Source organism: Paenibacillus turpanensis, from assembly GCF_011421635.1.
GTDB lineage: Bacteria > Bacillota > Bacilli > Paenibacillales > YIM-B00363 > Paenibacillus_AK > Paenibacillus_AK turpanensis.
Genome location: NZ_WTLI01000025.1, coordinates 38245 through 60099, shown reverse-complemented (window position 1 = coordinate 60099; position 21855 = coordinate 38245). Strand labels below are relative to the sequence as shown.

The following is a 21855-nucleotide window of genomic DNA, read 5'->3' as shown; positions in this document are numbered from 1 at the left end:
AAAAGGGAGGATGCGTAAGTTGACCAGAAAAATGAGGGGCTTACAATGGGCGGCGCCTGTCATGCTGACGCTCGGCCTTATGCTGTCTGGCTGCAGTACGGGTGTAGAGACGAATAGCGGGGCAGAGGGTGCGGGAAAAGAGGCTTCGGCGGAAAAGCCGGTTACGATCTCGGTGCTCCAATACGCCCCGGAGATGGCGGAGCCGCTGCGCCGGATGGCGGACGAGTATCATAAGCAAAATCCGAATGTGAAAATCGAATTTACGATTCATCAGGACGACTACAATACCCTATTAAAAACTCGAATCAATTCCGGGGAGCTGCCGGACGTATTCATGTCGGGCGCTTATAACGACAACATTACTTACAAAGATTATGTATACGATCTGACGAACGAAGAGTTCATGAAGCATATTGTGGACTCGGCCAAAACGGGTGTTACATTAGACGGCAAAATTACCGGTTACCCGCTTATTTTGCAAGCGCATTCTTTCGTGTATAACAAAAAGCTGTTTGCCGATGCGGGCATTACGGAGCTGCCGAAGACGTACACCGAGCTGGAGGAAGCTGCGAAAAAGCTTCAGGCGAACAATATTATTCCTTTCTCCAACGGATACAAGGAATGGTGGGTGCTGGAGCAGACGTTTACGCAGGTAATGGCGTCAACCGGCGGGGACTACGAAAAGCTGTTTGCCGAAATTAATGCAGGCACGAAAAAGGTAAGCGATATGAAGGAAGCGATGAATATCTTCGACCTGCTCGATATTACGATGAAATATTCCAATCCGAAGCCGCTGGAGACGGATTTCAACGCGCAGGTCGCGCTGTTTGCGCAGGGTAAGGCGGCGATGATGCATCAGGGGACATGGGCGGAAGATTCGATTCGCAAAATCAATAAGGATTTGGACATCGGCTTTCTGCCGGGACCGGTCGGTGAGGACGGCTCGAAGGCAGGCATTATGGTCGACTCTAACATCACGTACCGAATCAACAAGGACTCGAAAAACTTGAAGGAAGTATTGAAGTTTTTCGAGTGGCTGACGACCTCGGAATACGGGAAAGCCTTTGTCCCGACAGAAGTAAAGCAAATTTCAACGATTAAGGGAGCCCCGTTCCCGGATGCGCAGCTGGCTAAGGATACCTCCGAATTTCTTGAAAAAGGCGTGACCTATCCGTGGGTGAAGGGCTATTGGCCGGACGGTTATGAGCAGCAGTCGGGTCAAATCCTGCAAAAGTATCTCAGCGGATCGATCAACCGCGAGCAGACGATGGATGAGCTGGATAAAACCTGGACTAAGCTCGTAAAGGCAAAGCAATAGCGGAACGCCTGCTTGTCCGGCTGGAGGGTGAGTTTAGGGCTCCAGCCGGCCGGATGAGCAGAGACGCATAGACGCGGAGTTATGAGATATGGAGTGAGCGAGCCTATGAAACCTGCCGTCAGCAATTCATGGAAGAAAAGCGCCGAGTTTTTGTGCTTTGTTGCGCCTGCGGTTATTCTCATCTGCATTTCGGCGCTAATTCCTTTCGTTATGTCGCTGTATTATTCTTTTACACGCTGGAACGGGATCGGCAAAGAGGTCGCCTTTGTCGGCTTTCGCAATTTTGTCGAAATTTTTACGGAGGATTCCTCCGCACTGCAATCCATGCTGTTTACTTTCAAGTTCAGCTTGTGGAACGTAGTGTTAACGAATGTTCTCGCCATCCTACTGGCGCTCGCCCTGACGAAAGCGCTGCGCAGCGCCAACGTGCTTCGGGCGGTGTTTTTCCTGCCGAACATCGTAAGCTTGGTCATCATCGGCTTTGTATGGAAGTTTATTTTTTCCAAAGTGTTTGAGTCGCTGCACCAATGGACCGGTTTTCACGTGTTTCAATGGAGCTGGCTCGGGGATGTTGATTTAGCGTTTGTCTCGGTGCTGTTCGTAAATGTGTGGCAGTCGGTCGGCTTTTTCATGATGATCTACATTACGGGGCTGCAGGCAATTCCGCAGGATTTGCTGGAGGCAGCGGATGTAGACGGAGTGGGAGGCTTTGCAAAGTTTTTCCGAGTAACGCTGCCGCTGCTGATGCCGTCGTTGACGGTGGCTGTGTTTTTGTCCATCGCCAACTCCTTGAAAATATTTGATGTGATCTACACGCTTACGTACGGCGGTCCCGGCGATGCGACCCGAAGCATTACGATGGATATTTATACGGAAGCGTTCGTCAACAACAGGTTTGGATACGCTACCGCAAAATCGCTAATCTTCGTATTGATCGTGCTGCTGATTACGGTTGTTCAGGTGAAGTTTTTTAAGAGCAGGGAAGTGGAAGCATGATCCGAATCATTCGCGGCCGAAATCAGGCAAAGCTGTTCGTCGTCGAAATGCTTGTCATTTTAGCAGCATGTTTGTTTTTATATCCGTTTTTTCTCGTGTTTATAAACACGTTTAAGTCGTATGCGGATATTTTAACGAATGTTGTGGATTTACCGAAGTCACTGTTAATTGATAATTACATTCAGGTTTGGGAGCTTATCGAGTACCCGGAGCTGTTCCTGAATACGTTATTCCTGACTGCTTTCAGTGTTCTCGGCATCTGGCTGTTTGGGGCGATGGCCGGCTATAAGCTCTGCCGAACGAAGAGCAAGTGGAGCAGCTTTCTCTTTATCCTCTGTATCGCGCCGATGATGCTGCCGTTCCAGTCCTTTATGATCACCTTGACGCAGCTGGCCAAGCAGCTGCATTTGATTAATCATTTACCAGGATTGTCCGTCGTTTATTGGGGGCTCGGCTGTCCGCTGGCGATCTTCTTATTTCATGGCTTTGTGAAGTCGATCCCCATCGAGCTGGAGGAATGCGCGGCTATCGACGGATTATCCGGATTGCCGCTGTTTTTTAAAATCGTGCTGCCGATCATGAAGCCGGTAACAAGCACGGTTGTCATCCTCAACGCGATGTGGATTTGGAACGATTTCCTGCTGCCGCTCATCATGCTTCATGGCAGCGCGTCAACGCTTCAGCTGGCTTCCTATAAGTTTTTCGGGATGTACAGCAGTGAATGGCAGTACGCCTTAACGGCGGTCGTCCTTACGACCTTGCCGCCGATGCTGTTCTTCCTGTTTATGCAAAAGTATATGATCCGCGGCATGATGGCCGGTGCCGTAAAAGGTTAGAGCACACAAAGAAACTCCCTTGCAGTCTAATGAACTGTAAAGGGAGTTTCTTTGTAGTAAGGAATCCTAGTGGCGAAAGCACTATTTTAGTGTTTAAATCTTTCGATGAGGCATTGAAGCTCCTTCATTAAGAGATGCAGTGACTTTGCCGACTCCGATATTTCCTGCATCGAGGCTTCCTGCTCCTCGGCGGACGCCGCTACGTTCTGGGTATTGTCAGCCGCAAGCTTTGCAATGTTGGTTAGCTCGTTAACGGCTGCGCTAACCTCTTGTGAGCCAGCGGATACCTGTTCGGATGAAGCCGAAATGTCCTCCATTTGGCTCGCGATATGGTCAATTTTGGCTTGAATGTCCCGAAAGGCTTGACCGGCGTCATTTACCATCGTCGTTCCTTGAGCGACATCGGACGAGCCGGACTCAATGGTACGAATCGCCTCCAGCGTTTCGTTCTGGATAATCCGAATCAGCTCGGCGATTTTCCCTGCGGACTGGCTCGTTTGATGCGCCAATTTTTTCACTTCACCGGCTACAACGGCAAAGCCTCGTCCTTCCTCGCCCGCACGGGCGGCCTCAATCGAGGCGTTCAAAGCGAGAAGATTGGTCTGTGAGCTGATGTCGGTAATAACCTCAACAATTTGATTGATTTCCATGGAACGCTCACCTAATTGACGAACCATTTCGGAAGCATGGATAACGGATTTGCGAATAATGTCCATCTGTTCTTCTGCGCTGTTCATCAGCTGGCTTCCGGTTAACGCTTGCCGTGAAACTTCATTCGTTGCGATGGCTGCGAGTGAGGAGGATTCTGCAATACGCTGGATCCCTACCGACATTTCTTCCAGTGCTCTCGCGCTTTCCTCTGTGCTTTTGAGCTGGGCTTCCGATCCCGCAGCGATTTCCTGGATAACGGTGCTGACGGATTGAGCCGCGATTCTCGATTCACCCGCGCTTTCCTGCAAATGCTCCGAGGTAGCAGAAACATGAGCGGCATGCTGCGATACGGTTTGAAGCATATTGCGTACGTTCGATGTCGTATCGTTAAAGTTCAACGCCATCACTCCGAGCTCATCGACCGTATCCGCATGAACGGTTTGTGTAAAGTCCCCGTGGGACATCGCCGTAGAAAGCCGGTTCAGCTTCTTAATTTGTCTCGTTATCGAATTTGCGTAAAGGAAGATCGCTGCGATAAGAACAAGAATTCCGATCACACTAAACAAACTAATGGCAGTCATGAGGCGGTTAATCGGCTGCATCAATTCTTCGTCGGGAATGACGATCCCGAGCAGCCAACCCGTGGAAGGCACCTCTGAAAAATAAACATGCTGCTGCTTGCCGTTTGCTTCAAAGAGCTCTTGACCGGATTTTAACTCAAGCATTTTTGTGCCAAGAGCCTGAAAGGAAGAGTTCTCATCCTCGGTGATCTTCAGCTTCATGATTTTCTCTTGCTCTACGCCTGCAAGATAAGTCCCGTCGGCGCCAAGCAGGAAGGTCCAGCCGGATTGACCGAATTTTGCTTCCGATATCATTTGCTGGATTGTCGATAAATTAATATCGCCGGTCGCCACACCGACAAACTTCTGATTGTCATTTAGAATGGGGACGGCCGTGGTGAGCATCGTGATTCCTGTTGTCGCGTCATAATACGGGAGAGTGTATTGTGTTCCTTTCTCTCCTTTGGATCCGACAATAGTGTACCAATCCTGCTTATGGTAATCGTAACTCGGATCATTGTAATCTTGTGTCGACGTCTTTTGATTTCCGTTGGTGCGGTAGGTGTAGGTCGAGAAATACGTCGCCGCTGGGTCCTGAACCTTCGGTTCAAAAAAGATGCCTAGTCCAAAGGTGTTGGAGTTAATGTCGAGCAAATGTTCATTTTGCAGCTGGTAGCTGGCAAGATCGGAACGGCCGAGATTTGTTTTGACGACCTGTGCCAGCGCTTCGGCTACCTTTTGATGGGATTGGATATCTTTTTCAATTTGATTGGTAAGCCCGTTTAATTGCTGGTGCATGCCGTACGCCGTTTTATCCAGAATGACCTCTTTTGATTTCGTAAACGTAAGGGCAGCAATACATAACAGAATCGCAATCGTAACGGGAAGAATAAGCACAAGTGATTTAAGTTTGGTGCTCCGAACTTTCTTCATTAGTAGAAAATGAATGATGGTTTTCAATGCTGGCACTCCTTTTTGCATGGATGGAAGATCACTAATATAGACTCTAGCCAACGAACTCATGTCGAAAAATGACGAATTAATAACGTTTTCATTTTAATCGAGACGAAATTGTATATCAAAGCGTTTTGACGCGCTCAAAAGTAAGCGATGTAAGTTATGGAAAACAAAAATGGACCGCCGTTTTCGGCAGTCCAGGGTAGAAGCGAGATTAGCTTTGGTTTTGATTCGGGGTGTACTGGGCTGTATTCGCATTGGCTCCAGCGGCGCGGTCCGCTTGCGTCAACGACTGGAGGCTGTTGAGGGAGCTTTGTACCTTGTTCAGCTCGGCCGTCAGCTCCGTGGGGGAATTAACGATCTGCTGCATTCTGCGCCCGGATTCCTCGATTTCTTTCGCTACCCGGTTTACCATGGATACATCAAATGGATTCATTATCGCAACCTCTTTTCTCGTGTTTCTACATGTAGGATACCTATGTTTAGGTTCCCAAGTTTTTCCCTTTTTATGCAGCAGTCCATCGAAGATATTGATAATCATTATCAACTAGGATATAGTTGGTTTAATCATTGTTTTGAGGTGGTAGGGCTGACAAATGAACAATTTGGAGCGTAGTGCAGCGAATCATGCTTCTTATTTATATAGCTTAAAGGAGTTGAAACGAGGCTCCGGTTCCTCTATGTTCCGGCATACCCTAGGATGGCATACCCTTCTATGGTTTCGGCAGGGACAAGGGGGGATTATGATAGACGGCAAACGATACGCGCTGAGTCGGAAAAAATGGTTTGTGCTGGGTCCTCAAGCAATCGTACAGCTTCATTTGCTGGATGAGATCGGGCAGGATTGGCTTGCTTTGCAATTTGAGCTTTTAGAAGAGGTTGCTCCGCGGCAGTATGCGCCGGCGGAATGGACCGATCCCGTTGAACTTTTGTATCCACAGGAGCATCTCTTCCAGCAACAATTGGAGCAGCTGGAAAGCCGGCTTGTTAGCAGCTTCGCGTTGGATGCCATGAAAGCAAACCTGTTATTTCAGGAGCTCATCTATGATCTTCTTCAACAACAATCCAATGAAAAGCTTGAAAACGGGTTGGATCATGCGATTTCCCGTACGATCGATTATATGAACAAAAATTATATGAAGCGAATTTCCCGCGATCAGCTGGCGGAGCTCGCTGGTGTAAGCGCGGACTATTATACTCGTTCATTTAAGAATAAAGTCGGTATGAGTCCGATTGAGTATTTAAATGAAGTAAGAATGAATCAGGCGAAACAGCTGCTGCTTCAGTCGAATGAATCGTTCCGATCCATTGCGCAGCATGTCGGCTTTACCGATGAGTTTTATTTTAGCCGAAAGTTTAAAGCTACAGGTTACAGCCCTACCGCGTATATCAAGCATATGCGAAGCTCGGGAAGGATTGCCTCGCTCAAGCATTTGCCGACGGGGCATTTTATGGCCCTTCAGCTGGCACCGTACGCTGCGGTCATGAATAATTCGTTCCCGATTCGCGGACGGATGCGCGACACGGTTTCGGTTGGGGTTACAGGGCCGGATTTAGAAAGACTGTATTCTGTAAAACCGGAGCTGATCGTGACGTGCAGCTCGCGTGAAGCGGAATGCTCACGCAAAGACAAGCTGCTGCAGCAAATCGCCCCCACCGTTGCACTTCCTTTTTTCCAAAGCTGGCGGGACCATTTTCAAACGATTGCAAGGATTGTCGGCAAAGAACAAGAAGCAGACCAATGGCTGGATCAGTACGACTCGAAAGCGGACCGCCTTAGCAAACAGCTGCGTCGTAAAATTGGACAGCAGACCTTGCTCGTTGTCGGCGTAGGGAACGGGAAGCTGTGCATCTATGGGCGTCGGAATATCGGGACGGTTCTTTACGATGATCTCAGCTTTATTGCGCCCCGGGGAGTGCAGGAGATCGTTCATTACCAAGAGATTTCAATCGAACTATTGAAATTTTACGAAGCGGACCGGATCGTTATTACTGCGTTTAAGCATGACGGTACTCCGCAAATGGAGGAGGCAGTCCGCCGAGAAATTCAGCTGCTATGGAAGCGTACGGAATGGAGGGAGCTGAAGGCGGTTCGGCAGGGGAATGTTTCGTATTTGCTGGAGGGGAAGCATTTGTATACAAGCTATAATCCTCTTTCGCACGGATTATTATTGGACTTGCTTGAGCAGGAGCTATTGTTGTCGGAATCGTCCAAACAATGGACGTAATTGTCCATGTCCAACATGGATCTTTTTCCGTATGATTTGAGTGAGACTGATTCTCATTAACAACACGAAATGATAAGGGAGAGGGAATTATGATGTTGGTACGAAGTAAATGGTGTTTACAGCTGACAGCGCTGCTGCTGTTAATCATGCTTGCATCCGGGTGCGGAGCTGGTCAAAACGTTCAAACGAATGCACAGGAAGGCCAGTCCAGTTCCAAGGAAAGTGCAGAGGCAGCGACCGAAGCGGTTCGCGTCATCAAGCATGCGATGGGTACAACCGAGGTAAAGGGTACTCCGCAAAAGGTAGTTACCTTATATCAGGGGGCTACGGACGCGGTGGTGCAATTGGGCGTGAAGCCTGTCGGTGCGGTGGAAGCGTGGATTGAGAAGCCATGGTACCTTTACATAAGAGATAAAATGGACGGAGTAACGAATGTCGGATCGGAGACTCAGCCGAATTTAGAAGAAATTATTGCTTTGAAGCCGGATTTAATTATCGGTACAAAAACGCGGCATGAAAAAATATACGAGCAGCTGTCCGCAATCGCGCCTACGGTTATCGAAGAGGATCATTATCACTGGAAAACAACCCTTCACCTAAGCGCGGAAGCATTGAATAAGGTAAAAGAAGAAAAGGATTTCTTAGCGGAATGGGACAAGAAAGTTGCAGGAATCAAAGAGAAGCTAGGTGCTGAATCGAAAGCGAAGGTGGCCATTGTAGATTTTCGAGCAGATCATGCGAGGCTCTTCTACAATACGTTCCCTAATCTGGTGTTGCAAGAAGTCGGCTTCAGCTTTCCAGGGAAGGAAGGGGGATCCGATTTTGCAAAGCTAACCACGAAGGAAAGCATTCCGCAAATGAATGCAGATCTCATCTTTGATATGACGAGCATGGATCGGGATGACGGGCGTGTCGAAACCCGCAAGGAATGGACCAGCCATCCGCTTTGGAGCAATCTGGATGCGGTGAAAAACAACAAGGTTTTCCCGGTTAATCCTGCCACTTGGACGAATGGATCCGGGCCGAAGGCCGCCATGATTATGCTTGATGATATCACGACATTATTTGAGCTTAAGTAGTTTACGAGGTAGCATCACGAAGGACGGGAAGCGATGATTCCGCTGCTGAATACGAATAAACGAAAAATTGCCGGGCTGGTACTCGGGATCGGATTGTTATGCGTCTCCTTTGTGTCCAGCATTGTTTTTGGCGTGACGGAAATCCGTTTTGTGAATGCGGTGTATTCGTTTCTGGACTACAATGCTTTATCGGACGAACATGTCATTATTCAAACGACCCGTGTTCCACGCGCGCTAATCGCCGCTGTGGTGGGTTCCAATCTGGCCGTTGCGGGGGCCTTAATGCAGGTGCTGACACGCAATCCGTTAGCATCACCTAGCATTTTTGGTATTAATGCAGGGGCTATCTTCTGCGTGATCGTTGCTATAACTTTATTTAAACTGTCAGCACTCCAACAGTTAATGTGGGTAGCGTTCGGCGGCGCAGCTCTCGCCGCTCTGGCAGTTTATGTGCTTGGGTCAATCGGCAGGGGAGGCCTGACACCACTCAAAACGGTACTTGCCGGTGCTGCGGTATCCGCGCTGTTCTCCGCCTTTAGTCAGGGAATGCTGGCGCTGAATGAAGCGGGGCTGCAGGACGTCCTGTTTTGGCTGGCGGGATCGGTGTCCGGCAGAACCACGGACATACTTTACCCCGTCCTGCCCTATATGGCGGTAGGCGGAATTGCGGCCTTCACCTTGGCCCGGCAGGTGACGATTCTTGCTTCCGGCGATGATATCGCCAAAGGGCTGGGGCAACGTACCGTTCTGATCAAATGCTTACTAGCCGTGACGGTTGTGCTGCTCGCCGGAAGCTCTGTCGCCGTCGCGGGCTCGATTGGCTTTATCGGGCTGGTCATCCCGCATATCGCCCGCTATTTCGTTGGTGTCGATTACCGCTGGACGATTCCATACTGTGCGCTGCTTGGAGCCATTCTATTGTTGTGGGCGGATATTCTCATTCGCTTTCCGATCCCTCCGCAGGAGCTGCCGGTTGGGGTCGTGACGGCGTTTATTGGAACCCCATTTTTTATTTATATCGCTCGGAGGGGGTTTCGCAGTGAGTAGGATCAGCGAAGCCCGATTCCGTAAAGGGTGCCTTTCTCTTGACGTCAAGAAGAAATCGATGCTGGCGCTTGCCGGTTTGCTGGCATTGCTTGGCTTAATTGTTTTGCTGGGGATTTGCTCAGGAAGCTCGTTCATTTCGCCAATGGATGCGATTCGGGCTTTAAGCGGCAACGGCAGCGCCCAGCACGCTATGATTCTTGAAACGCTCCGGCTCCCGCGTGCACTGACGGCCGTACTCGTCGGCGCTGCTCTCGGCGCTGCGGGGGCAATTGTTCAAGGCATCATCCGTAATCCCTTGGGCTCGCCGGATACGATGGGGATCACCGCCGGTGCGGCATTTGCGGCGGTCGTATTTATTACTTACTTCTCAGGTAAGGTGAGCATTCATTGGCTGCCCGCCGCAGCTTTTGCCGGAGCCGGCCTGATTTCACTGCTGATTTATACCTTGGCCTGGAAGCGAGGAATTACACCGATTCGCCTTGTGCTGATCGGCATCGGCATCTCTGCGGCGGGAAGCTCTGCAACGATGCTTATGCTTGTCATCGGTCCGAGTTATACCGCAAGCCAAGCGTATGTTTGGCTTACCGGGAGCATTTACGGGGCGACGTGGACGCAAGTCACGACGCTTCTTCCTTGGGCAGCCGTATTAATTCCGTGCGCGCTGCTTTATGTAAGGTTTTTAAATGTGCAGCAGCTGGGAGATGAGACTGCTAAGAGCCTTGGCTTCTCGGTACAGCGCGATCGATTCATCCTCATTGTGATCAGCGTGGGCTTAGCAGGCTCCGCTGTCGCCATTGGCGGCGCGATTGGCTTTATCGGTCTTTTGGCTCCGCATATGGCCAGAAAGCTGATGGGGTATTCTTATGGAGCTGTAATTTCCGCATCGGCGGTAATCGGAGCTTTGATTATGGTAGGAGCCGATACGCTAGCCCGCACGGCGTTTTTACCGCTGGATGTGCCGGCTGGTGTGTTTACGGCAGGGGTGGGGGCTCCGTTCTTCATTTATTTGTTGTATCGGAACCGCAATGCGTAAGCATAACTCGTCAGTCGATTAAGCTGATGTGGGTGAAGCCGGAATTTTGAATCTATACTTTGGCATTTTGGACGAATTCCTATCATGTACGAAATGGGCAAGGGCTAAGCAAGCTGTGGTTGACCATAATCTAATTATGTAAACTTCATAGTGGGCCAAAACCAAAACAAGGAACTCAACTGGCTTAAAGAGGGGGAAGCATGGGGTCGTCTATGCTTTCCCCTCTTGTTCGTATGTAAGCTTTTTGGGGGAAAATCTAAAGTTTCCTCGGTAAAAAAGCGTCTGCAATCCTTGTATACTTTAAAGAAATGGAAAAAACGTAAGAATAGGAAGCCGGATTAGACATAGGCAGACCGTTAAAGACCACTTATAATAGAAGAATCTTGAATTATGATTTGGAAGCCCTGTTATTTTGAGGGAGTGGAAATGATGGCATTAAGGCGACAGGAGGGGTGGCCGTTGTGCAAGGTACTGCTCGTTGATGACGAAATGTTTGCCCGGCAGGGTTTAATACAATTTATCGATTGGAAGGCATACGGTTTTGATACGGTTCTCGAAGCGGATAACGGTGAAGAGGCGTTGGAGCTCATCGAAAGCGAGCGTCCGGAGCTGGTTGTCACCGATATCCGCATGCCCTTGCTGGATGGGCTACAGCTGATACAAACGGTGAAGGAACGCGGATTGTCCGAGCCCGTGTTTATTATTGTTAGCGGTTACAATGATTTTAAGTATGCGCAGCAGGCGATGCGCTTCGGCGTACGTGATTTTCTTCTAAAGCCAATTGATAAAGGAGAATTGACGGAAACTCTAGACCGGATTATGGATCAGTTTCGTCAATCTGCGTTGTTCGATCACAGGGGACAGGAAGCGAAATTGGAGGAGCTCCTCGCAGGAAAAGCCGATGGTGTACTTTCATTAGAGCTTGCGGCTGCGATGGGCATTACGGAGGGTCAGGAGCTTCGTTATATCGTGCTTGAGCTCAACGATCTGCAGGCGGATGAAGAGGAGGCAACGATGCTTCGCCGTTATCGTGAATGGAAGCAGGCTTGGGTAAGGCGTATTGCCGAATATACGGGCCATTCCACTGTGCTTATGCATGAGCAGCAGCGAGGTGTATACGGTTTTCTGGCCGCTAAGCCGAAGCAGGGCGATAAATCGGATTGGCGCCAATTTATTCGTTCGCTGCAGAGACAGCTTGCCCTATATGCGCCGGGTCGCACGATGGTCTACGGCGGTTCCATCGTCACAAGCTTCGAGCAAGTAAAGGATTCCTTCCGCACGGCGAATGAAGCGCGTCAATGTAAGTACGCGTTAAAAGGAAGGACAGCGGTTTTGTACGAGGAAACCGAGGACATCGCTGTCCAGTTCATTGAACTTGAGAACCGGTTTTATCAACAGCTGCTGGAGGCGATGGAGGAGTCAGCTTCAGAGGAAATCGAGCGGATGATCGAAACCATATTTCATGAGTTCCAAACAAAGGCCTTTGCACCGGATGCGGTAATGACCTCGCTGACAAGATGTGTTATAAGTATCGTTCGCACCATCCAGCAGATGGAAGGGGATGAAAAGCAGCTCCTCTCCCTGCCAAGCATGCTGAACGCGACCAAGCAGGTCGTCACACTGGAAAAGCTGCGCATGCATTTCTCGCAATTCGTTACGGAAAGCACAACCTATATCGCCGCTTTACGCCATAAAAACAGCAAGGGCGGCATTGCAAAAATTAAACAGTATATCGAGGCGCATTATCGCGAAAACATCAGTCTAAAATCGATTGCCGCTAAATTTTACATGAACCCCGTATATTTAGGACAGCTGTTTAGAAAGTCGTACGGCTTGTACTTTAATGAATTTTTGCTTCAGTTCCGTGTTCAGGAAGCGAAAAAGCTGCTGCGGACATCTGAACTGCGCATATACGAAATTGCGGGTCTGGTGGGCTTCTCCAACGCCGATTATTTTGTCACTCAATTTGAAAAGGTGGAGGGTAAAACTCCAAGCGAATACCGCAGTGCAATACATGCCAAACCTTAAATGGAGCTGGGAAAACGATGGTCAAGTTTAACCTCAACAACGTTAGGCTGCGGGACAAGATGCTGATTTTATACTTTTTATGCGTTCTGATTCCGATCGTTTTATCGAACGTAATTTTCTACAACGTGACAACAAGCAATGTGAAAAAGCAAAAAATGAACGATATCTCGATGACCCTTGAGAAAGTAAAACACGTTTTTCGTCAGCAAATTGACGTAGCCGTAGGAATTACGTCCGTGCTAAACACGGATTTTTTCTTACATGACGCACTGGAAACGAAATATCAGGACGCAAGTGAATATGTGGATGCCTACCACTCGGATATTTTTTTCCTGCTTAATAAATATAGTCCCGTCCACCAAGCGATTAAGCAAATAACGATTTATACGGACAATCCTACGGTACTGCCCGGCGGATTCGTGCTGCCGCTTACTCCGATCGTAGAAAGCTCCGACTGGTACAAGAAGCTAAGACAGCTGCCGAACTCGTATACGCCACTCGTATACCGGTACGGACAGTATGATGTACTCGGTTATGAAAACGTATACACCGTGGTGCGGGAGCTGAATTACTACACCTCGGAGAGCCAAGTCCGAAAAATTGTTAAGATTGACCTGCACTCCGAAGCGGTAGAGCAAATATTTCAAGAAGCCGCTATGCATGGAGATTTTTATTTACTGGAGGGGCAGGGGCAAATTCAGTACACCACCAACACGGAGGTGGAAAGGAGCCGCGAGGGGAGTGTATTCGGCTCTGCGATGCTTCCAAGCGATGTCATTCAATTCGAAGAAACCTATTCGCAGCCGTATATGAGTCATTTGCGCCTTGTGCTTGCCGTTTCGGAGCGGGAGCTGCTGGAGGCGGTGCGCAATACGAGGGAATTTGTCATTTACTTAGCTATCCCGAACGTTGTCATTCCGACGCTCATTATTTTACTGATTACTCGCTCGTTCCACACGCGAATGATTCGAATATTGCGTCATATGAAACGGGTAAAGAACGGTTTTTTTGAAACAGTGGAGCATGCCGGGGACCGCGACGAAATCGGGCAGCTGACGATGGAATTTAACCGCATGACATTGGAAATCAAGCGGCTCATTCATGAAGTGTATATTGCGGATATCCAGCACAAGGACCTTGAGCTAAAACGGAGACAATCGCAGCTGCATGCCCTGCAGAGCCAAATCAACCCGCACTTCCTTTTTAATTCCTTGTCGACGATTCGCATGCGCAGCCTTATTAAGGGGGAAGAGGAAACGGCGCATATGATTCACAATTTGGCGAAAATGTTCCGCAAGTCGCTCGAATGGGGCAAGGATTGGGTCACGGTGCAGGAGGAGATGGACCTGATCTTAAGCTTTCTGGAAATCCAAAAGTACCGCTTCGGTGATAAGCTGAACTACAGCCTGCAGGTCGACGAACGAGTAAGCAAGAGGCTTATTCCGAAGATGATGCTGCAGCCGCTGGTTGAAAATGCAAGCATCCACGGCATCGAGCCTCTGAAGCAGGGCGGTCATATTGAAGTACGGGCAGAGCTTTGCGAGGGCTTCCTTGTCTTTACCGTAGAAGATAACGGAATCGGCATGGAGTCGGAAAAGCTTGCGCAGTTAAAAGCGGAACTTAACCGTGAAGAGATGGGCGAGCATGTGGGCGTAAAAAATGTAGTGTTCCGACTGAAAATGTATTTTCATGAAGAAGCAAGTTTTTCTATAGAAAGCGCAGCTGAAGAAGGGACTAGAATACAAATTCGCGTTCCGGATGCTGTTGACAAAGGGAAGTATTTGTAATGAACGGGCGCTGATCGGCGTATTCATCCAACGAATCATGTGGAGGCCGATGAAGCGCTATTCTTTTGAAAGTAAAAACTAAAGTTTGGCGGGTAATCACGCAACCGCTTTCATCTTATAATGAAAGTGCTTACAAGTAAAACTGTACCATTTGATAGCAAGAAAGGGGACTTAAGCCTATGAGAATGAAAAAATGGATGACTTTATCACTTGCTTCGGCCATGCTCATCACAGCAATTGGCTGCTCCAGCAGCAACGGAACGAAGGGATCAACCGAACAGAACAATGGGGAGAGCGATTCGAAGGAAAAGGTAACGTACACCTACTTCAACGCCGCCGCCGCCGCGAAAGACATCAATACGAATGAAACGACCATTGGAAAAATATTGGAGGAGCAGACCGGGGTCAATTTTAAAATCGAACATCTCGTGGGAGATCTGGAAACAAAAATCGGCACGATGATTGCTTCCAATGAATATCCGGACGTTCTCATTCCCGATAAAGGCATAGACAAGATTATTGATGCCGGCGCCTTTATTCCCCTGAACGAATTAATTGAAAAACACGGTCCGAATATCAAAAAGGTGTACGGTCCTTACATGGATCAAATGAAGTGGCCCGACGGGAACATTTATTTCCTGCCATTCTCTAACGTTGTCGGGGAGTTTATCCCGGATCCGTCGATTAACCAGGGCGCATTCTGGGTGCAGCGGCGCGTGCTTGAAGAAGCGGGATATCCAAAAATTAAGAAGCTGGACGACTATTTTACGCTGATCGAGGATTACAAGAACAAGCATAAGGATGAGGATCTGACCGGATTTATCGCTCTCACGCATGATTGGAGATTTTTCGCTCTCGCCAATCCGCCCATGCATCTGGAAGGCTATCCCAATGAAGGCAACGTCATCGTGGATATGAAAACCTTCGAGGCGAAGACGTATGCAACTGCCGATTCCACCAAGCGCTGGCTGCAAAAGCTCAATGAAATTAACGCCAAAGGCTTGTTTGATAAGTCGTCCTTCGTCGACAACTTTGACCAATATCTTGCGAAGCTGACCTCCGGCAAGGTGCTGGGTTACTTCGATTACGGGTGGCAAACGCAAAACGCGACGAACGTTCTGAAGGACGCAGCTAAAGCAGATCCGTCTAAGGATAAATTCCGTTACTTCCCGCTGCCGGTCACCTTCGACGGACAGAAGGACCAGTATCTTGACCCGCCGGGCTTCGTGACTAACCGCGGCATCGGCATTACGGTAAGCGCAGAAAATCCGGAGCGTATCGTTCAATATTTCGATAATTTGCTCAAGCCAGAGAACCAAATTCTCCGCAGCTGGGGCATTAAGGGTGAAACGTACGAAGTGAATGAACAAGGACGCTTCTACCGCACGGCAGAGCAAGTGAAGAAGATCAACGAAACCTTTAACGAAACGTTCGGGTTTAAATATTACTCCTGGAATTGGCCGAACTGGGGCAACGGTTCCTCTCTGCCAGATGGAAACGCCATTCAACCTGGCATACAGCCAGAAGTGTTCCAAATGGATTTGACAGAAGGCGACAAAAAGATTATGGAAAAGTACGGTGTTCAAACCTATTCCGAGCTGTTTTCGAAGCCGGACCCTCGTCCGTGGTTCCCCGCTTGGGCCTTCCCTAAGGAGCAGGGCTCCCCTCAGCAAATTTGGGAGACGAAGAAGGATGACATTACGAAAAAGTATTATCCGAAGCTCGTTCTTTCCAGCCCGGGCGATTTTGACAAGGTATGGGCGGAGTACACCGCGGAAATGGGTAAGCTCGATACCGCGCAGTATGAAAAGTGGACGACCGAACAAATTCAAAGTGTCATGAAGCAAAAAAAATAACGCGGCTGTCAAAGGAGGCTGGCCTGTAGGCTCATCACGAGCGAGCGGCCGGCCTTTCCTTTACAAGCATCTGTTTGGAGCCGGAAGGAGAGATACAAGTGGAGAATACACCGATCACACCGACGGAACGAGGATTACCGAAGCGGCCGGCGGGATTTTTCAATACCCTGCTGAAGCAGCGGACCCTCGTGCTCATGTCCGTTCCTTTTCTAATTTGGCTGTTCGTGTTTAAATATTTGCCGCTCTGGGGCTGGTCCATTGCATTTCAAAAGTATAAACCGGCGAAGAGCTTTTTTAATCAGCAGTGGGTGGGGTTCGAGCATTTTAAATTTTTATTTTCCGACGATAATTTTCTGATTGTTTTAAGAAATACACTTGCAATGAGCTCGATTAATCTCGTACTGGGCTTTACCACGGCGATTACACTAGCATTGCTGCTGAATGAGGTGCGCCATGTGGTTTTTAAACGGGTTGTGCAGACGGTCAGCTACATGCCGCATTTTCTCTCATGGGTCGTAGCGGCAAGCATTGTGCAACAGACGCTGTCGCCCGACGGAATTATTAATCAAATGCTGGTATGGCTTGGCTGGATTGATAAGGGAAATGAAATTTTGTTTCTCGGCATCGGCCAGTATTTTTGGGGCATCTTCGGAGCGGCATCGGTATGGAAGGATGTCGGCTGGAACACGATCGTTTATCTTGCGGCGATGACGATGATCGATCCTGCACAGTATGAAGCGGCGGAGATCGATGGCGCGGGGCGCTTTCAACGGATGTGGTATGTGACGCTGCCCGGCATTAAGCCGGTCATCATCGTTCTTTTAATCATGAACATCGGGCATCTGCTGCAAGCGGGCTTCGAGCCGCAATACTTGCTCGGAAACGGCATGAATGTTGAATATTCCGAAGTCATTGATATCTTCGTTCTTAAATATGGCATCGCACAGGGCAATTTCTCGCTTGGGGTAGCGGCGGGTATTTTCAAGACGGTGGTAAGCTTCGTGCTTCTATTCGCGGCGAATCACTTCGCCAAGCGTATGGGTGAAGCGAGATTGTTTTAAGGAGGAGGGACTCATATGGAAACGGCAACATCCCCGCGAAGCGCTGCGGAGAGACCAGCGAAGCGGAAAGCGTACAAACGGTACAGCTCGGTTGAGGATCGCATTTTTGATACGGCGAATACAGTTGTGCTTTTACTTCTCATGCTCGTGACGCTGTATCCGTTCTTAAATACGTTAGCCATTTCTTTAAACCTAGCCAGCGATACGATTCGCGGCGGCATTTATTTATGGCCGCGAGAGTTCACTTGGAATAACTATTCTTATGTGTTCAAGGATGCGGCGGTTATTCAATCGACGATGATATCGGTGCTACGCACGGTAATTGGTACTGTGCTTACGGTATTCTGCTCGGCAATGGTCGCTTACACGATCAGTCGGCCGGAATTTGTGCTGCGCAAATTCGTCACGATTGCGTTTATTCTTACGATGTATTTTGACGGCGGATTGATTCCTAATTTCTTGCTGATCCGGGATCTTGGCCTGATCGGTTCATTCTGGGTTTATATTATTCCGGGTCTGATTGGAGTCTTTAATTTGATTATTATTCGTTCGGCGATTGACGGGCTTCCCGAGAGTATTCTGGAGTCGGCGCGGATCGACGGAGCCGGTGAATTCACCACCTTCGTTAAAATCGTCCTTCCGCTCTGCGTGCCGGTGCTGGCGACGGTTGCCTTGTTTACCGCTGTGTACCAATGGAATTCGTGGTTTGACGTGTTCCTTTACAATTCCTCGTATCCGAACCTGAGCACTCTGCAGTATGAGCTGCAAAAGATTTTGCAAAACTCCAATTCCTCGATGTCAGCGAAGTCGGCAATCGACGCTTATGCCAATGCGGAAAACTCCTTAGCCCATGCGGTTACCCCGGTTGCGGTGCGGGCGACGATGACGATTGTTGCGTCCGTACCGATTATTATGGTGTATCCGTTCCTTCAAAAGTACTTTGTTAAGGGAATGATGGTTGGCGGCGTGAAGGAGTGAGGAACGTTGGGTGCAATGCAGCGAAAAATAAAATCTATGATTGATCGAGAGAAGGAGAGATCACATTGGGAGCGGGAGCATTTTACACTGGGATGTACCGGAATGTATTCATGGAGTATGGATATGATGAACGAGAAATAGACGCCCGTGTAGAGGATACGTGGCAGCAGCTGTTTGAAGGGGAGGAAGAAACGCGCATCTATTATCCAGTTGGCGAAGATATGGGGTATTTACTGGATACGGGGAATCTTGATGTGCGGACGGAAGGCATGTCATACGGGATGATGATGGCTGTCCAGATGGATCGGAAGGATGTTTTTGATCGGATCTGGAAGTGGACGCATACGTACATGTACATGACGGAAGGTGAAAACGCGGGATACTTCGCTTGGTCCTGCAAGCCGGACGGAAGCCGGAATTCATGCGGTCCCGCTCCGGATGGCGAGGAATATTTTGCACTCGCACTGTTCTTTGCTTCGCATCGGTGGGGAGATGGGGAGGCCCCCTTTGATTATGCGGTTCAGGCTCGGAGTCTGCTTCGCACCTGCATCCACAAGGGTGAGGACGGGGTTGGTTATCCGATGTGGGACCCGGAGCGGAAGCTGATTAAGTTTGTTCCCAATTGCGATTTTTCCGACCCTTCGTATCATCTGCCGCATTTTTACGAGCTGTTCGCGTTGTGGGCGGAGCCGGGGGATCGCCGTTTCTGGAAGGAGGCTGCGATGGCGAGCCGCGATTATCTTGTTCTCAGCTGTCATCCGGCGACCGGGCTCGCTCCCGAGTATGCTTATTATGATGGAACGCCGAATAACGAACGCGGCTTTGGCCATTTCTTTAGCGATTCCTACCGAGTTGCGGCAAATCTTGGCTTGGATGAAGCGTGGTTTGGGGGCGATTCGCGTATGCGTGCTATCGCGTCGCGCATTCAAGCGTTCTTCGCCGATAAGGACCCGAGCGATTATCGGCGGTACACGATTGAAGGCGAGCCGTTTGAAGAGCCGGCGCTGCATCCGGTCGGCTTGCTGGCGGCGAACGCGATGGCGGCATTAGCCGCTGAGGATGGGCCGGCTGCGCGGAGATGCGTCGCGCTGCTGTGGAACACGCCGGTTCGCACCGGCGAAAGGCGCTATTACGATAATTGTTTATATCTGCTTGCTATGCTTGCCTTAAGCGGACGTTATCGGATCTGGATGCCGGCGAAGGGTGGCTGTGATCAGCTTGAAAATGGAGGAGCCGGGCATGAAGTGTAAGCAGTACGCGGCCTGGCTGCAATATGACCGAATCGAAGAAGAGCCGATTCGCGCGCTGCAAGCGGAGTTTTTCAGCTCCATTGCTGCGTCTTACGAGTCGGAGGTTGTTGCCGCAGCCGTCAAGGAGCTTTGCGTATACGCTAAGGCCGCTTTAGGTACAGCTCCCAATCGAACCGCATTCGCAAAGCAAGATCGCCCATGCATATTCCTCGGTCTGAAAAACGATACGGATTGGAACGCGTATGGTATTGCTGCGGAAAAGCTTCTGCAGCTTGCTGGAGAAGGCTTCCTCTTGGAAACGATCGGCAGGCAGCTGTATATTATCGGCGGATCGGATCGCGGCGTGCTTTATGGAGTGTTCCACTTGCTGCGGCTGCTGCAGACAGGCAGTGATATCGCCGCGCTGCAGGTGCTGGAGCAGCCGGCGAACAGCCTGCGTTTGATGAACCAGTGGGACAATGCGGACGGCACGATTGAACGCGGTTATGCGGGGCGCTCGATTTTTTACGAAAACAACGAAATTAAAGCCGATTTGGCCCGGGTTCGTGATTACGCGCGACTGCTCGCATCCGTCGGAATCAACGGAATCTCGGTGAATAATGTAAATGTCCATCAGGTGGAAACGTCGTTTATAACGAGCGAGGGACTTCCGGCAGTGGCAAGAATAGCGGATGTTTTCCGTGAATACGGAATCCGCCTGCTACTCAGCGTAAACTTTGCGAGTCCTATCGAGGTTGGCGGGTTGTCGACGGCCGACCCGCTGGATGTCCAGGTCAAGGAGTGGTGGCGTAAAACGGCGGCGGAAATTTACCGGCATATTCCGGATTTTCTCGGCTTCCTCGTTAAAGCCGACTCCGAGCACCGTCCCGGCCCGTTTACCTACGGGCGGGATCATGCCGACGGAGCCAACATGCTGGGCGAAGCGCTAGAGCCTTTCGGCGGTCTCGTGATATGGCGCTGCTTCGTCTATAACTGCATGCAGGATTGGCGCGACCGCTCCACGGATCGGGCCAAGGCGGCTTACGACCATTTTCAGCCGCTGGACGGCCGGTTTCATGCGAACGTGATCCTGCAGATCAAAAACGGTCCGATGGACTTTCAGGTTCGCGAGCCGGTTTCACCCCTTTTTGGCGCAATGCCGCTGACCAATCAGAGCATGGAGTTCCAAATCACCCAGGAATATACCGGTCAGCAGAAGCATCTTTGTTATTTGGTGCCGCAGTGGAAGCAGGTATTGGAGTTCGACACGCATGTGAACGGACCGGGCTCCACGGTAAAACGCATTGTGGACGGCAGCTTATTCGGACGCCCATACAGCGGTATAGCGGCCGTTTCCAACATCGGGGACGATGAAAACTGGACCGGTCATACGCTGGCGCAGGCGAATCTATACGGATACGGCCGGCTCATTTGGAAGCCGGAGCTCTCGGCCGAAGACATCGCCGGGGAGTGGATCCGGCTTACATTCGGACATGATCCGGCGGTCGTGTCGACGGTGTCCGAGCTGCTGATGAACTCGTGGCCGATTTATGAAAGCTACACGGCGCCTCTTGGCGTCGGCTGGATGGTAGCGCCGAATCATCACTATGGACCGGATGTCGACGGATATGAATACTCGCGGTGGGGGACGTATCATTTTGCCGATCGGGATGGCATTGGGGTGGACCGCACCGTCGAAACCGGAACCGGGTACACCGCTCAGTACGCCGAGCCGAATGCCGCTATGTACAATGATATCCGTCGCTGTCCCGATGAGCTTCTGCTGTTTTTTCATCATGTGCCGTACTCTCATCGTTTGCATTCGGGAGAAACGGTCATTGAGCATATATACAATACCAGATTTCAAGGGGCAGAGCGGGCGGAGAAGATGAAGGAGCAGTGGCAGAGCCTAGAAGGAAAGATCGATTCGGCACGTTACGAGCAGGTGCTCGGACGGCTGACAGAACAGGCGGTGCACGCGAAGCACTGGCGAGACGTCATAAATACGTATTTTTACCGAAAGTCCGGTGTTTCCGATGCACTTGGACGTCTCATTTATACATGAAGATAGTAAGGATACTTGAGCACTCGTCTCAGGTATCCTTTTTACATAATCTAGGTGTCAAGTAAATTATACGCCCTCCATTGGTGCCCCCATAAGTACGTAGAATCGTTTACAATCTTGGTAGAAGTAGACGCTTTTGTTGAGGA

General features: G+C 49.9%; 16 protein-coding genes. 14 read left to right on the top strand and 2 right to left on the bottom strand.

Translation table 11 applies throughout. The annotated features are described in order from the left end of the window. The first annotated feature begins 19 nt into the window (after positions 1-19). The 3 genes from GQS10_RS19860 (at position 20) to GQS10_RS19850 (ending at position 3150) form a co-directional block, all read left to right on the top strand. On the top strand, positions 20-1318 hold the full coding sequence (locus GQS10_RS19860) for an ABC transporter substrate-binding protein (protein ID WP_207952359.1): 1299 nt from the start codon (positions 20-22) through the stop codon (positions 1316-1318). A gap of 105 nt (positions 1319-1423) precedes the next feature. Next, positions 1424-2314 carry a carbohydrate ABC transporter permease gene (locus GQS10_RS19855; RefSeq protein ID WP_166245483.1) on the top strand — a complete coding sequence of 297 codons (891 nt, stop codon included), beginning with the start codon at positions 1424-1426 and terminating at the stop codon, positions 2312-2314. Further along, positions 2311-3150, top strand: coding sequence for a carbohydrate ABC transporter permease (locus GQS10_RS19850; protein WP_166245481.1), 840 nt, complete (start codon positions 2311-2313; stop codon positions 3148-3150). Before GQS10_RS19855 ends, GQS10_RS19850 begins: the two co-directional genes overlap by 4 nt. An 86-nt stretch (positions 3151-3236) precedes the next feature. Here GQS10_RS19850 and GQS10_RS19845 read toward each other — a convergent pair whose 3' ends face one another. After that, the gene (locus tag GQS10_RS19845; RefSeq protein WP_166245479.1) at positions 3237-5294 is read right to left on the bottom strand and encodes a methyl-accepting chemotaxis protein; all 2058 of its coding nucleotides are present in this window, start codon (positions 5292-5294) and stop codon (positions 3237-3239) included. Between the two features lie 238 nt (positions 5295-5532). Next, entirely contained in the window at positions 5533-5754 is a 222-nt protein-coding gene (locus GQS10_RS19840; RefSeq protein ID WP_166245477.1) for a hypothetical protein, read from the bottom strand. 160 nt (positions 5755-5914) lie between these two features. Here GQS10_RS19840 and GQS10_RS19835 point away from each other — a divergent pair, with 160 nt between their 5' ends. From GQS10_RS19835 to GQS10_RS19785, 11 genes are all read left to right on the top strand, one after another. After that, positions 5915-7546 (top strand): AraC family transcriptional regulator, encoded by a 1632-nt coding sequence (locus tag GQS10_RS19835; RefSeq protein ID WP_166245475.1) that lies wholly within the window; start codon positions 5915-5917, stop codon positions 7544-7546. 89 nt (positions 7547-7635) lie between these two features. After that, positions 7636-8625 (top strand): ABC transporter substrate-binding protein, encoded by a 990-nt coding sequence (locus tag GQS10_RS19830; RefSeq protein WP_243735291.1) that lies wholly within the window; start codon positions 7636-7638, stop codon positions 8623-8625. A gap of 33 nt (positions 8626-8658) precedes the next feature. Next, positions 8659-9672 (top strand): FecCD family ABC transporter permease, encoded by a 1014-nt coding sequence (locus GQS10_RS19825; protein WP_166245473.1) that lies wholly within the window; start codon positions 8659-8661, stop codon positions 9670-9672. After that, positions 9665-10705, top strand: coding sequence for a FecCD family ABC transporter permease (locus tag GQS10_RS19820; RefSeq protein WP_341805106.1), 1041 nt, complete (start codon positions 9665-9667; stop codon positions 10703-10705). The genes GQS10_RS19825 and GQS10_RS19820 overlap by 8 nt, the downstream gene beginning before the upstream one ends. Before the next feature lie 459 nt (positions 10706-11164). Next, positions 11165-12733, top strand: a complete 1569-nt coding sequence (locus tag GQS10_RS19815; RefSeq protein WP_166245471.1) for a response regulator transcription factor — start codon at positions 11165-11167, stop codon at positions 12731-12733. Between the two features lie 17 nt (positions 12734-12750). After that, complete coding sequence (locus GQS10_RS19810) at positions 12751-14520, top strand: sensor histidine kinase (RefSeq protein WP_166245469.1); 1770 nt, start codon at positions 12751-12753, stop codon at positions 14518-14520. Between the two features lie 179 nt (positions 14521-14699). Continuing rightward, entirely contained in the window at positions 14700-16376 is a 1677-nt protein-coding gene (locus tag GQS10_RS19805; RefSeq protein WP_166245467.1) for an extracellular solute-binding protein, read from the top strand. A 98-nt stretch (positions 16377-16474) separates the two neighbouring features. Further along, a complete protein-coding gene (locus GQS10_RS19800; protein ID WP_341805105.1) occupies positions 16475-17437 on the top strand; it encodes an ABC transporter permease in 963 nt (320 codons plus the stop codon). A 15-nt stretch (positions 17438-17452) separates the two neighbouring features. Further along, a complete protein-coding gene (locus GQS10_RS19795; protein WP_166245465.1) occupies positions 17453-18415 on the top strand; it encodes a carbohydrate ABC transporter permease in 963 nt (320 codons plus the stop codon). A gap of 92 nt (positions 18416-18507) precedes the next feature. Then, positions 18508-19665 (top strand): family 8 glycosyl hydrolase, encoded by a 1158-nt coding sequence (locus GQS10_RS19790; RefSeq protein ID WP_166245520.1) that lies wholly within the window; start codon positions 18508-18510, stop codon positions 19663-19665. Next, on the top strand, positions 19655-21709 hold the full coding sequence (locus GQS10_RS19785; RefSeq protein ID WP_243735289.1) for an alpha-glucuronidase family glycosyl hydrolase: 2055 nt from the start codon (positions 19655-19657) through the stop codon (positions 21707-21709). Before GQS10_RS19790 ends, GQS10_RS19785 begins: the two co-directional genes overlap by 11 nt. Positions 21710-21855: the final 146 nt, after the last annotated feature.